Raw genomic sequence first — 12,870 nt, forward strand, 5'->3', positions numbered from 1 at the left:
CAGGGCATCGGCCGGGGAGGCGTCGATCTGCCAGCGGTCGTTGAGGCCTTCCCCGACAGGCTGCTCCCCGAAAGCGAATTCGTATCTGCTCCGCCAGCCGTCCGGGTTTTTCAGGGCCATCAGCACGTCGGCGAACTTCACCTTCGCCTCGGCGATCCACGCCTGGAAGCGCCTGACGCTGGGCCAGGGCACCACCTGGCCATCAGGCATCACGGCATCCTCGCCGAGGTTGCCGCGCAACTGGCGGCGGACCTCATAGGCGGACAGGTGATCGCTCTTGCTCAGCAGCGCGAGCACGATTTCGACCGCCCGGCCGTCATAGGCACGGTCGATGATCCCGGTGTCCGCCCGGCCGCCATATCGGCCGGCGAGCGCCCCGATCTCGCCCTTCTTGACCGCCTCGGCGATCCGCCGAAGCGTCGCGACCGACAGTCTCGGCTGGGCCTCGAACACCCATCGAGGCTGCTTCGAGATCGCCTCGGGCAGAGCGGCAGGCAGCGGCTGCCCGGCCTTGATCGCCGAGGCCGCGTGGACCCACAGCGTGGCGAAGGACGGCATCGCCTGCCGGTCGGAGGCCCCGGCGGCCAGCCGATAATCGACGTAAGCGTGGTACAGCTCCAGCCGCCCGTCCCGGCGCTGCTCGGCCTTCGGCGTCGCCGAAATCTTCTCGGCCGCGACCAGGGCCGCCGGCGCCGGCGCCGGCGCCGGCGCCTTGTCCTTGAGCACGCCCTTGGCGGTGAGTTCGGCCTGCACGGCCGCGATCTGGTGGCGGGACAGAGCTGTGCGGACGTCGCGGGGCAGGTCGGAAATGGAGTAAAGCCGCTGCCGCCCGCCTCGGACCGATTTCTCGGTGTATAGCCACCCAGCATTGACGGCTCGATCGCGCGCTGCGCGATCAGTGACTTGCAGCGCCGCCGCGATCTCGGCGATCGTCACGAGCTTGGCCTTCATCGCCGTGCCCCCTTCCACAGGCGGCGGGCGGTGCGCTCTTCGCGGTCAAGCTCTTCGCGCTTCTCTCTGATCATTTCGGCCCGGATCGCGTGGACATACCGCCCCTCGATCACGGCCCGTCCCGTCAGTTCGGCGGCCAGCTGCAGCGGCCGGGGGTCGCCCGTCACCTCGACCAGGGCGACCAGCCGAACGTAGCTGATCGTATGATCTTCCTTGGCCTGGCTCGCGTAGGCGTCCAGCATCGATCGAGACACATCCTCGCCCAGGTAGTCCGACATCCGCCGGGCGATCTCATCCCGGCCCAGCTCACTGTCTGTCAGCGTCTCGGCCACGGCCCGCGCGATCTGACCGCGCAACGATCCTGCCCGCACCCGCCGCTCGTCATAGCGCTCGACCAGGGCCGGCGGCTCCCAGCCCAGCAGATCGCCCTGCCGAGGGTCTTTATGGCGCCGCGCCGCCATTCAGGCGGCCCTCCGCGCGACACGGGCCAGCACCACCTGCGGGGGCGCGGGGAAGCAGGTGACGCCGGCCCGGCCGGCCCCTACCATCGACGGTTGCGAACCCGAATCGATGGAGAAGCCCGTGGATGCGAAAGAGATCACCTCCAGATTGATTGAGGATCTTGTGGGGCGACCAATGGCCCAATGGGCGCCGCCCGTTCGCATCGCCGGATATGACTTGCTCACTACCGTTTGGCCCGTCCTCGAACGGGCATATTCATGGACGAGCGCGAACCAGTTGCCGTATCGGAGCAGGGCTGAGCGCGCGGCCGACCAGGCGATCGCTGAAGCCGCCATCAAGGGCGACATAACCCTATTGGATGCGGCATCGCCTCCGGCTCGGCGCGTCATCTTCGAGCGACTGGTCCAACTGGCGTTGGCGCTCTCGGCCGAAGAGCTGATCGGGATATCCGAAACCGTCATCGTGGTGCCTTCCGATCTTTCTCGGACGGCCCACTGGCGGATCGCGATGACATGGCTCCTGATTGAGATGCCCCTGCCTTGGCCACCTGGAGCATTTGATCGGCACGGGCCACAACTGCGGGCGTTGGCTCAGACAATCCAATGATGCCCCAGCTCACATGCTGGCGCCGCTTGGCTTCTGCATAGGCGGTCTCCCACACCCCCTGATTGCTTCGCATGTCAGGCGGCCTCCGAACTTTCGACATTGCGCTGCGACGCGGCGCGGGTAGGCTTGCGTTGCCTTGTACGGGCAAGGGGAATGCGCCCCCCGGCCTCGTCGAAATGTTCGGGAAACAGCTCCTGGTGAGGCACGCCGATCGCTTCGGCGATCGCCTGCTCAATGGCCAGTGAGGGGTATCCCGCCGCCGCGTAAGACACCGCTTGCTGGCTGACGCCCAGCTTCCGGCCCAGGGCACGGAAGTTCGAGCCGACGAGCCGCAGGCGATACTGGATCCACGCCCGCCTTTCGGTGGGCTTTTTGGGGATGTCTAGCCTTGGACGCTTGTTTGTCATGCCAAGGAGATTGCCGGGCAAAAAATTGCCTGACAAGCAATTTTTTGCCCTTCCGGCTTTCGCCGACCGCTCACCCGCGCAGAAATTGGCTCATTACATTGATTTTGTTAGTAAATTCCGGATGCCGGAAGCTCATGGAAAGCTGGAAGGAATACTTCCGGCTTTCTGCCGCATGAGCGCTGAGGAAGAAATTGGCGCGCGCCTCAAGGCGTGGCGCGATCAACTCGGGCTGACAAGGCAGGAAATGGCCGATCGGCTTGAAGTGCCTCTGCGCACTTACCAAAACCACGAAAGCGGCGCCTCGGGCCCCAAAGCGGCTCAGTTGCAGCGATTGGCTGACATTGGCTGTGACATTGCCTGGCTAATAACTGGGGTCTCAGCTCCGCTGGCGCCAGTTACCGGGCGGCCGCAAGCCAGCGACGCGACTATTGTCGGCATACCGCTATATGACGCACGGTTTTCGGCCGGAAAGGGTCTCTTGCCTCCAGAAAATGAATGGAGCCAAGACGTTAAGCTGCCGGAAGATTGGGTGCGTCGCGTTACCGGGCGGCCACCAAAGAACCTAATTATGGCCCAAGCCGAGGGCGACAGCATGGAGCCAACGATCAGTAGCGGCGACGAGATGCTGATTGACATTACCGACCGACTGCTTACGAACGGCAAGATTTACGCGCTGTCGGTTGCGGGAACTCTTCTGGTGAAACGGATACAATTATCCGTTTCTGGCATCATCAAACTTATTTCTGACAACAAAGATTATGACCCAGAGGAGATAGACCACAACACATCCACTGAAATTCAAGTTATTGGGCAGGTTGTGTGGTGGGGCCATAAGGCGCGCTAGAGCGGCTTATCTGCTTTGTTGTTTGGTAATGTGGCAAGAACGCCTAGAACGACCAATGTGGATGGGCCGACTGTCAGCAAGAGCGCCGTCAAATCTCGGGCTTGGTCGCTGATGCCACCAGCGCCGGACAGCTGAGGCCCTTTAGCCGCGCTGATCAGCGCCAACAGGCCAAGGTCGAGGGCGGCGGCGATCAAGGACCATATGACCCCGACGCGGCGAAATTTTTTCTGGGCGAGAACGCCGAGGCCAATGACCTGAGCCAATACCATTATCGCAAGCATTCCACCGTTCATTGCCACCTCCATTTTCAGCAAAGGTAGCGGCGTCACGGCTGGACGTCAGCACTTTTCAAAACGTCGCGATGTTTTGCTTGAGCACATGCCGTCGGCGGACAAATTTTTTCTGGATGACATTGATTTATAAGGGAGAATTACGGGCGGCGTCCCACCTTGTCCCCGAATATCCCGGCAAATCCCGGATCCCCGGTGTGCTCATCCAAAGTGTCGCCTAACACTGAGCCGGCCGGGGAACCTTGAGCTTGGCTGACGCGCCAGCTGTCGGCGCCGCTGAAAAGAGAAAGGGCCGGCACCACCGGCGCCAGCCCTTATCTTTAACACCTGCCAGCATCCCCCATCCGAAGTCCGGGGAATTGCTGGTAGCGGAGGAGGGATTTGAACCCCCGACACATGGATTATGATTCCACCGCTCTAACCAGCTGAGCTACTCCGCCCCATCAAGGCACCGGCTTTACGCCGGGAGGCCGCTCGTATAGGCGACCGGCGCCGGCCTGTCAAGCCTGTGCACGCCGGATCCACCCGCCACCCAAGACCCGGTCTGGCGCCGTCGCATCGTAAAGCACGCAAGCCTGTCCCGGAGCGACGCCATATTCGGGCTCGTCGAGGACGACCGTTGCCTCACCCGCGCCGAGACACAGTGCCGCCGGCACCGGCGCCCGGGCCGAACGGATGCGGGCAAGCGCCGGCACGTCTCGCGCGGCCTCGCCCGGGCCGATCCAGTTCAGTTCGCTGACCCCGATCTCGCGCCGGGCCAGCGCCTCGCGCGGGCCGACGACGACGCGCCGGGTTTCGGGTTCCAGCCGCACGACATAAAGCGGGCTATTGTCCGGCATGGCGCCGCCGCCGATGCCGAGGCCCTTGCGCTGGCCGACGGTATAGGAAATCACGCCCTGATGGCGGCCGAGCACCCGGCCCTCCATGTCGACGATGTCGCCCGGGTCCGCCGCGCCGGGGCGCAGCTTCTCGACCACCGCGGCATATTTGCCGGACGGCACGAAGCAGATGTCCTGACTGTCCGGCTTTTCCGCGACCGACAGACCGAAATGCGCGGCAAGCGCCCGCACCATCGGCTTTTCCATGTCGCCAAGGGGAAAGCGCAGGAAATCGAGTTCCGCCTTGGTGGTCGCGAAGAGGAAATAACTCTGGTCCCGGTTGGGATCGCGGCCGCGGTGCAATTCTGCGCCCTGCGGCCCCTTCACCCGGCGGACGTAATGGCCGGTCGCCATCGCCTCGGCGCCGAGGTCGCGGGCGGCGCCCAGCAGATCGCGAAACTTGACCGTCTGGTTGCAGCGGACGCAGGGCACCGGCGTCTCGCCCGCGAGATAGGCGTCGACGAAGGGCTCGATCACATTGGCGCGGAAGGCCTGTTCGTAATCGAGCACGAAATGGGGAATGCCGATCGCCTCGGCCACCCGGCGGGCGTCGCGGATGTCGAGCCCGGCGCAGCAGGCGCCCTTGCGCCCGGCCGCCGCGCCCTGATCGTAGAGCTGCAGCGTGATGCCGACGACATCGTAGCCCCGCGCCTTCATCAGGGCGGCGGTCACCGAACTGTCGACACCGCCGGACATGGCGACGACAACGCGCGCGCCAGGGGGCAGGTCGTCGTCGGGCGCGGGGCGCAACAGCCGCTCGAGGTCGAGGTTTTCGATCATGGCGGCGACCATAGTCGGCCCGGCAGAAACGGACAAGCGGCGGGAAGGAATTGCCGGGTTGCACGGCCCGCCGATGCCGCCATCCCCCGAAGAGGCGCGGTTTCCGGGCTTTCCGCCGGCTGGCCCGCTCCCTGCAAGGCGGAAGGCGTCTTTTCGCCGGAAGCCGTCATGGATACCGCCAGCCTGTCCCCTGTTCCCGTTGCCGCCCCCGTGCGCAATCCCGCGCCGCCGTCCACTGCCGGAGACGGCGGCTTCGCGGCCCTGCTGGACCAGCAGACCGAAAGCGCCGCCGCCACCGGCGGAAAACAGGCCCACCGGGCGACGCCGGACAAACCGGGCGACGGCGCTAAATCCACCGAAGCCAAGGCATCCCCGGCCGCGGAGGACACGACCGCCGCGGGCGAAGCGGGCACCGCGATGGCGACCGCCGGTGAAGGCGATGGCGCGACCAAGGGCGACCGGGGCGAGCGGACCATCGGCGAAGGCGCCGAGGAAGAGGTCACGGACAAGGTCGCGGGCGATGCCGCCCTGACCGATCCGAGCGCGCTGCTGACCGGCATGTTGCTGGATCTGACCGCGCCGACCGCCCGCAAGGACCAGGCGCCGCCCCCGGCCGCCGCGCCTCCGGCCGAAGCGGAGACTCCGTCCGGCGCCGGAAAGCTCGCGGGACGAGGCTCGGCCGCCCGGCTGGCCGCACCGGTCGCCCCCGGTCAGGCGGAAAAAGCGGGCGACGCCACACCTTCCGCCACCGCCAAAGCCAATTCCCCCGCGACCGAAAGCGCCGCCAAGCCCGCTGCCGCCGATCCGACCACGGCGGCCGTGGCCGCCGCACCGCCCCCGGCCCCGAGCGCGGCCGCCGCGGCGCCGGCACCGGTCGCCGCGCCCCGGGCCGTGCCCGTGCCGCTCGACCCCGAGGCGCTGTCGGTCGCCATCGCGCGGCGCGTCGACGAGGGCAGCCATGTCTTCGAGATTTCGCTGACACCCGACGATCTCGGCCGGGTCGATGTCCATCTCGAATTCGCCGAGGACGGCCAGATGACCGCCCGCGTCTATGCCGACCGGCCCGAAACCCTGCACCTGTTGCAGCAGGACAAGGCGGAACTGGTGCGCAATCTGGCCGGCCAGAGCACGGCGACGCAGAACGCGACCGTCAGCTTCGCCCTGCGCGACGGCACCGCCGGGCAGGGTGGCAATACGGGCAGCAACGGCTCGGGCGAGGGTGGTGGTGGCAACCGGCGCGGCCGGGGCCAGAGCGCGCTGGCCGCCGAAAGCGCGGCCGCCGCCACCAGCCCGCGCCAGCGCCGGGGCGGCAATGCCCTCGCCGTCGATATCCAGGTCTGAACCCGAGAGAAGAAGAAGGAAGGCAATGCCATGACCTCCGTCGCCTCCGCCAACGCCGCCAGCAGCACCGCCGCCAGTTCCTCGACGACGTCGACCGCGACCGCCGGCCTCGCCAAGAATTTCAGCACCTTCCTGACCCTGCTGACCACCCAGCTGCAGAACCAGGACCCGCTCAATCCCATGGACTCGAACGAATTCACCAGCCAGCTGGTCCAGTTCGCCCAGGTCGAACAGTCGATCAACGCCAATTCGACCCTGTCCAACGTGCTGTCCGCCCTGCAGGGCCAGGCGACGGCGAGCGCCGTCGGCTATATCGGCAAGGAAGTCGCGGTGCCGACGGCGACCGCCAGTTTCGATGGCACCACCCCGGTCACCTGGCAATATGGCAAGGACACCGCCTCGGCCTCGACCACGCTAAGCATCGTCGACGCCAAGGGCCAGACCGTGCGCAGCCTGACCGGTACCACCGCCGCCGGCACCACGACCTATACCTGGGACGGCAAGGACGCCAATGGCGATACGGTCGATGCCGGCAAATACACGCTGAAGATCGCCGCGCTCGACAGCGCCGGCAAGACGGTGACCACGGACATCAGCACGATGTCGCTGGTGACCGGCGTCGATTCCAGCGGCAGCGCCATCGAACTGGTGACCCGGAACGGCAATGTCGCCATCGACGAGGTGACCAATGTCGCCTCCGCTGATTGAGAATCGCCCTTAGGTCGGTGTTAACCCCGCCTCGCCTAACATCCTCCTGCCGATGGGCCGGCCCTTCCGGCCCCGCAGGAGACGAGTTGAGCGAGCATCATCATATGGACGACATCACCGAAGCCCTTCTCGGGCCGGAAGGCCGGGGCCTTCGGCTCGAGGATCTGCCGCCCGCGAACACCAAACGCTGGGTGATCCGGCGCAAGGCGCTGGTGGTCAGCGCCGTGCGTGGCGGACTGATCACGCTCGAGGACGCCTGCCGGCGCTATTCCCTCTCGGTCGAGGAATTCCTGTCCTGGCAGCGGGCGATCGACGCCCACGGCCTGCCCGGCCTTCGCGCGACGCGCATCCAGCTCTATCGCGACAGCTGAGGCGTCGCCCTTCCCCCCCCCTTGCATCGAAGCCCGGCCCTGCGCCGGGCTTCGGCGTTTTGGGGCCAGCGCGTCTTATGGCGGCAGCGTTAACCTCCTGTTCAACAGAAAGGGGGAAATTATTGCCTAGGTCGATGGCGCGGAGCCGGGGGCGACATGAACGAACTGCTGATGCGATTGAAGGGTCTGGGGCTGCGGCGCCTGCTGATGCTGGGCGCGGTGACCGCCGTCGTGGCCGCCTTCCTCGTCTTCGCCGCCAACCGCATGATGGCGCCGACCTATGCCCTGCTCTACAGCGACCTCGATCTCGGCGACTCGTCGCGCATCGTCCAGAAGCTGGACGAGCTGAAGGTTCCCTACCAGCTGTCCGCCGATGGCACGCGAATCCTGGTGCCCGAGGATCAGGTCGCCCGCCTGCGCATGACCATGGCCGAAAGCGGCGTGCCCGCCGGCGGCTCCATGGGCTATGAAATCTTCGACCGCACCGAGGCCATCGGCACGACGAGCTTCGTCCAGAACATCAATCACCTGCGCGCCCTCGAAGGCGAGATCGCCCGCTCCATCTCGGCCATCGACCGCATCGCCAGCGCCCGCGTCCATCTCGTGCTGCCCCAGCGCCAGCTCTTCGCCCGCGAGACCGAGGCGCCCTCCGCCTCCATCGTGCTGAAGCTGAAGGGTGGCAGTCTCGATCCCGCGCAGGTCCGCGCCATCCGCCAGCTGACCGCCGCCGCCGTGCCCGGCCTGAAGGCCGACCGCGTCTCCATCGTCGACGATCGCGGCAATCTGCTCGCCTCGGGCGACGGCGCCGTGGCCGACGGCGGCCCGTCGGAAGCCGTCGCCGGCAAGACCCGCGACTACGAAGCCCAGGTGCGCCGCGCCCTCGAACAGCTGGTCGGCTCGTCCGTCGGCTTCGACAAGGTGCGCGCCGAGGTTTCGGCCGAACTCGACTTCGACCGGGTGACGACCCAGACCCAGACCTTCAACCCGGACGGTCAGGTCGTGCGCTCCACCCAGACCGTCAACGACCGCTCGCGCAACCAGGAAAGCGGCTCCCAGGCGGTCACGGTGCAGAGCAACCTGCCCGGCGGCCAGGGCCAGAACGGCGGCGCCCAGAACACCTCCGACCGTTCGGAAGAAACGATCAACTACGAAATCTCCCGCACCGACCAGACCGTGGTGCAGGAGGGCGGCCGGGTGAAGCGCCTGTCCGTCGCCATCCTCGTCGACGGCACCTATCAGACCGCCGCCGACGGCACGCGGACCTATCAACCGCGCAGCCAGCAGGACCTCGACCAGCTCGAGACCCTGGTGAAATCGGCCATCGGCTTCGACGCGAAGCGCGGCGACCAGGTGCGCGTCGTCAACCTGCCCTTCGCCGACCAGTCGCTGCCCGAGACGGGCGCGGCGGCCGACGCCGGCTTCCTCGGCCTCTCCAAGGCCGATTATTTCAAGATCGGCGAGATTGGCGTGCTTGGCCTTGTCGCCCTGCTGCTCACGCTCTTCGTCATCCGGCCGCTGGTCACCCGCCTGCTGGTGCCGGCCGGCGGCACCGGCCACGCCCTGGCGGGGGCCATGGCCGGCGCCATGGCGGGCGGCGCGGCGCAGCTGGCGGGCCCGGGTGCCGCCGCCCTGCCCGGCCCCGACGGCCGCCCCATGCTGGCCAGCCCCGATCTGCCGTCCGAATTCGAGCAGATGGTCGACATCGCCAATATCGAGGGCCGGGTGAAGGCATCGAGCCTGAAGAAGGTCGGCGAGATCGTCGAGCGCCACCCTGAAGAGGCCCTGGCGATCATGCGCAACTGGATGTACCGGGAGTCGTAAGATGGCCGCGGCGAAAGACGAAAACCGCAATCTGTCCGGCCCCGAGAAGGCCGCGGTCCTGATGCTCGCCCTCGGCGAGGAGCATGGCGCGCCGCTGTGGCGCCTGATGGACGACGAGGAGATCAAGGAAATCTCGGCGGCCATGGCCACCCTCGGCCGGGTGAACGCCAATATGGTCGAGCGCGTCTTCGTCGAGTTCGCCTCGCACATGACGACCTCGGGCAACCTGATCGGTTCCTTCGAATCGACCGAGCGCCTGTTGTCGAAGTCGCTGCCCAACGACCGCGTCTCCCAGATCATGGAAGAAATCCGCGGCCCCGCCGGCCGTACCATGTGGGACAAGCTGGGCAATGTGAACGAACAGGTTCTCGCCGCCTATCTGAAGAACGAATATCCGCAGACGGTCGCCGTCGTCCTGTCCAAGATCAAGCCGGAGCACGCCGCCCGCGTGCTGGCCAACCTGCCCGAGGATTTCGCCCTCGAGGTCGTCAACCGCATGTTGCGGATGGAATCGGTGCAGAAGGAAGTGCTCGACAAGGTCGAGCAGACCCTGCGCACCGAATTCATGTCCAACCTCGCGCGCACCGCGCGGCGCGACGCCCACGAACTGATCGCCGAGATCTTCAACAATCTCGACCGCTCGACCGAGGCGAAGTTCATCACCGCCCTCGAGGAACGCAACCGCGAGAGCGCCGACCGCATCAAGGCCCTGATGTTCACCTTCGAGGATCTGCAGAAGCTGGACCCGAACGGCGTCCAGGTGCTGATGCGGGCGATCGAGAAGAGCCGCCTCGCCCTCGCCCTCAAGGGCGCGTCCGACACGCTGCGCGACATGTTCTTCTCCAACATGTCCGAGCGCGCGGCCAAGCTCTTGCGCGAGGAAATGGAGCAGATGGGCCCCGTTCGCCTGCGCGACGTGGACGAGGCGCAGATGCTGATGGTGCAATCCGCCAAGGACCTCGCCGCCCAGGGCCAGATCGTTCTCGCCGACGCCAAGGGCGACGACGAGCTGGTCTATTGACGGGAGCGCGCGGCATGAACGGCGGACCGGTGAAATTCACCTTCGATACCGACTTCCAGATCGCGGCGCCGCGCCCGAAGCCGGTGGCGCCCCCGCCGCCCAGCTTCTCGGCCGACGACTTGTCCGCCGCCCGCGCCGCCGCCTTCGCCGAAGGTGTCGCCGCCGGCCGGCGCGAGGCCGAGGCGGAAATCGCCGCCGCCCTGTCCCATGCCGTCGCCCAGGCGGGCGAATCCCTCGACGCCATCGCCGGCCACATCGCCGCGGGCGAGGCGGCGCAGAAGGCGGATGCCGCCGCTCTTTCCCTCGCCATCGCACGCCGCCTGTGCCCCGCCCTGACCGCGGCGCTGCCGCTCGCCGACATGGAAGCCATGGTCGGCGACTGCATGGCCGAGCTGAAGGACGAGCCCCGCGTGATCGTCCATGTCGCGGCCGCCATGGTCGACGCGGCCCGCGAGCGTTTCGAGGCGATCGCCGCCGCCCATGCCTTCCCCGGCAAGATGATCACCCTGCCGAGCGACGAACTCGCCCCCGGCGACGTCCGCATCGAATGGGCCCATGGCGGTATCGCCCGCGATACCGGGGCCCTCGCCGCCGCCGTCGAATCCGCCGTCACCCACTATATTGCCGCGCAGCGCCGCCAGACCGCCTGACCGGAGAAAGCCCCCATGCCCGCAGACCGTGACATGACCCTGGAAGAGCTGCAGAACGGCCAGGCCCTGGCGACCGACGAGGACGGCCAGATCCGCACGGCCCAGGATCTCGAGGCGGTGTTCGACATTCCCGTCGCCGTTTCCGCCGTGCTCGGCAAGTCCAAGCTGCAGGTCAGCCAGTTGCTGCGCATCGGCAAGGGCGCGGTGATCGAACTGGACCGCAAGGTTGGCGAGGCCATCGACATCTATGTGAACAATCGCCTCGTCGCTCGTGGCGAAGTGGTGGTGGTCGAGGATCGCCTCGGCATCACCATGACCGAAATCATCAAGGGCGACCGGCGCTGAAAGGGTATTGAACCATGCGGCTCATGATCGTCGGTTCGCTGTCGGGTGAATTCGGCACGGCGTCCAAGATCGCCATGTCGCGCGGGGCGAAGGTCGCCCACGCGGATTCGGTCGAAGGCGCGCTCCATGCCCTGCGTTCGGGGCGCGGCGCCGACCTGCTCATGGTCGATGTCCGGCTCGACATCGCCACCCTGATCCAGGCCCTCGCCGCCGAGCATATCCATGTCCCGGTGGTCGCCTGCGGCATCGGCAACGACACGCGGGCGGCGGTCCTCGCCATCCGCGCCGGGGCCAAGGAATATGTCCCGCTGCCGCCGGAGCCCGATCTGATCGCCGCCGTGCTCGAGGCCGTCGCCGAGGAAAGCCATAATCTGATCTATCGCGATCCCGCGATGGCCGAGGTGGTCCGCCTCGCCGAACAGGTCGCGCCGTCCGAAGCCTCGATCATGATCACGGGCGAGAGCGGCACGGGCAAGGAAGTCATGGCCCGCTTCGTCCACCGCAAGAGCCGGCGGGCCAATGCCCCCTTCGTCTCGGTGAACTGCGCCGCGATCCCCGAGAACCTGCTGGAGAGCGAACTCTTCGGTCACGAGAAGGGCGCCTTCACCGGCGCCGTCGCCCGCCGCGTCGGCAAGTTCGAGGAAGCGAACGGCGGCACCCTGCTGCTCGACGAAATCTCGGAAATGGACGTCCGGCTGCAGGCCAAGCTGCTGCGCGCGATCCAGGAACGCGAGATCGACCGGGTCGGCGGCTCGAAGCCGGTCAAGGTCGACATCCGCGTCATCGCCACCTCGAACCGCGACCTCGCGGAAGAGGTGAAGAAGGGCACCTTCCGCGAAGACCTTCTGTTCCGCCTCAATGTCGTCAACCTGAAGATCCCGCCCCTGCGCAAACGCCCGGCCGACGTCCTGCTGCTGGCCGAGCATTTCGCGCGGAAATATGCCGAGCTGAACGCGACGGGCGCCAAGGTCCTGACCGAGGATGCGCGCAAGCTGCTGCTCGGCTATGGCTGGAAGGGCAATGTGCGCGAGCTGGAAAACACCCTGCACCGCGCCGTGCTGCTGTCGCCCGGCACCACGATCGAGCCCGCCGCCATCGTCCTGCCCGACGGCAGCCGCCCGGTCGACAGCCCGTCGCCGACCGCCGCCGCCGCCTCGATCGCGGTCGCCGCCGGGGCCGCCGCCGGCAGCGGCAAGCCGCTGGTCGGCCGCACTGTCGCCGACGTCGAGCGCGACCTCATCCTCGACACGCTCGACCATTGCCTCGGCAACCGGACCCATGCCGCCAATATCCTCGGCATCTCGATCCGCACCTTACGCAACAAGCTGAAGCAATATACCGACGAAGGCGTATCCGTGCCCCTGCCCGGCGACGTCCGCACCGGCGTGGCCTGAG

Annotated in this window: 15 protein-coding genes and 1 tRNA gene; 10 read left to right on the forward strand and 6 right to left on the reverse strand. The window is 67.0% G+C overall.

What is annotated here, in order from left to right; all coding sequences use genetic code 11:
• Together DKG74_RS19140 and DKG74_RS19145 are read right to left on the reverse strand one after the other, a co-directional pair.
• Positions 1-951 (reverse strand): hypothetical protein (locus DKG74_RS19140; protein WP_207779424.1); only part of this gene is annotated, 951 nt, incomplete at its 3' end.
• Positions 948-1,412, reverse strand: coding sequence for a DNA transposition protein (locus DKG74_RS19145; protein WP_109907794.1), 465 nt, complete (start codon positions 1,410-1,412; stop codon positions 948-950). The genes DKG74_RS19140 and DKG74_RS19145, both read right to left, overlap by 4 nt.
• A gap of 121 nt (positions 1,413-1,533) precedes the next feature.
• On the opposite strand from DKG74_RS19145, the gene DKG74_RS19150 reads away from it, so the two are divergent.
• Positions 1,534-2,019: a hypothetical protein gene (locus tag DKG74_RS19150; protein WP_133251629.1), complete on the forward strand. Its 486-nt coding sequence runs from the start codon at positions 1,534-1,536 to the stop codon at positions 2,017-2,019.
• A gap of 74 nt (positions 2,020-2,093) precedes the next feature.
• Here DKG74_RS19150 and DKG74_RS19155 read toward each other — a convergent pair whose 3' ends face one another.
• Positions 2,094-2,426 (reverse strand): helix-turn-helix domain-containing protein, encoded by a 333-nt coding sequence (locus tag DKG74_RS19155; RefSeq protein WP_109907796.1) that lies wholly within the window; start codon positions 2,424-2,426, stop codon positions 2,094-2,096.
• Between DKG74_RS19155 and DKG74_RS19160 the strand changes: the two genes are divergently transcribed.
• A complete protein-coding gene (locus DKG74_RS19160; RefSeq protein WP_165837766.1) occupies positions 2,425-3,270 on the forward strand; it encodes an XRE family transcriptional regulator in 846 nt (281 codons plus the stop codon). The two genes, DKG74_RS19155 and DKG74_RS19160, sit on opposite strands and share 2 nt — an antisense overlap.
• Here the strand turns inward: DKG74_RS19160 and DKG74_RS19165 are convergent.
• The 3 genes from DKG74_RS19165 to mnmA form a co-directional block, all read right to left on the reverse strand.
• Entirely contained in the window at positions 3,267-3,599 is a 333-nt protein-coding gene (locus tag DKG74_RS19165; protein ID WP_133251631.1) for a hypothetical protein, read from the reverse strand. The two genes, DKG74_RS19160 and DKG74_RS19165, sit on opposite strands and share 4 nt — an antisense overlap.
• Before the next feature lie 324 nt (positions 3,600-3,923).
• A tRNA-Met gene (locus tag DKG74_RS19170) sits at positions 3,924-4,000 on the reverse strand.
• 60 nt (positions 4,001-4,060) lie between these two features.
• A complete protein-coding gene (gene mnmA / locus DKG74_RS19175) occupies positions 4,061-5,188 on the reverse strand; it encodes a tRNA 2-thiouridine(34) synthase MnmA (RefSeq protein WP_423841704.1) in 1,128 nt (375 codons plus the stop codon).
• Positions 5,189-5,386: 198 nt separating this feature from the next.
• Between mnmA and DKG74_RS19180 the strand changes: the two genes are divergently transcribed.
• From DKG74_RS19180 to flbD, 8 genes are all read left to right on the forward strand, one after another.
• Complete coding sequence (locus DKG74_RS19180; protein ID WP_109907799.1) at positions 5,387-6,559, forward strand: flagellar hook-length control protein FliK; 1,173 nt, start codon at positions 5,387-5,389, stop codon at positions 6,557-6,559.
• Positions 6,560-6,589: 30 nt separating this feature from the next.
• Entirely contained in the window at positions 6,590-7,267 is a 678-nt protein-coding gene (locus tag DKG74_RS19185; RefSeq protein WP_109907800.1) for a flagellar hook assembly protein FlgD, read from the forward strand.
• Positions 7,268-7,353: 86 nt separating this feature from the next.
• Positions 7,354-7,638, forward strand: coding sequence for a CtrA inhibitor SciP (sciP, locus tag DKG74_RS19190; protein WP_481111767.1), 285 nt, complete (start codon positions 7,354-7,356; stop codon positions 7,636-7,638).
• Positions 7,639-7,794: 156 nt separating this feature from the next.
• Positions 7,795-9,459, forward strand: a complete 1,665-nt coding sequence (gene fliF / locus DKG74_RS19195; protein WP_109907802.1) for a flagellar basal-body MS-ring/collar protein FliF — start codon at positions 7,795-7,797, stop codon at positions 9,457-9,459.
• Between the two features lies 1 nt (position 9,460).
• A complete protein-coding gene (gene fliG, locus DKG74_RS19200) occupies positions 9,461-10,480 on the forward strand; it encodes a flagellar motor switch protein FliG (RefSeq protein ID WP_109907803.1) in 1,020 nt (339 codons plus the stop codon).
• Between the two features lie 14 nt (positions 10,481-10,494).
• Positions 10,495-11,130 carry a FliH/SctL family protein gene (locus DKG74_RS19205; RefSeq protein WP_109907804.1) on the forward strand — a complete coding sequence of 212 codons (636 nt, stop codon included), beginning with the start codon at positions 10,495-10,497 and terminating at the stop codon, positions 11,128-11,130.
• Positions 11,131-11,163: 33 nt separating this feature from the next.
• Complete coding sequence (gene fliN / locus DKG74_RS19210) at positions 11,164-11,475, forward strand: flagellar motor switch protein FliN (RefSeq protein ID WP_243404182.1); 312 nt, start codon at positions 11,164-11,166, stop codon at positions 11,473-11,475.
• 14 nt (positions 11,476-11,489) lie between these two features.
• On the forward strand, positions 11,490-12,869 hold the full coding sequence (flbD, locus tag DKG74_RS19215; protein WP_109907806.1) for a sigma-54-dependent transcriptional regulator FlbD: 1,380 nt from the start codon (positions 11,490-11,492) through the stop codon (positions 12,867-12,869).
• Position 12,870: the final 1 nt, after the last annotated feature.

It is taken from the genome of Zavarzinia aquatilis, assembly GCF_003173035.1.
Taxonomy (GTDB): Bacteria; Pseudomonadota; Alphaproteobacteria; order Zavarziniales; family Zavarziniaceae; genus Zavarzinia; species Zavarzinia aquatilis.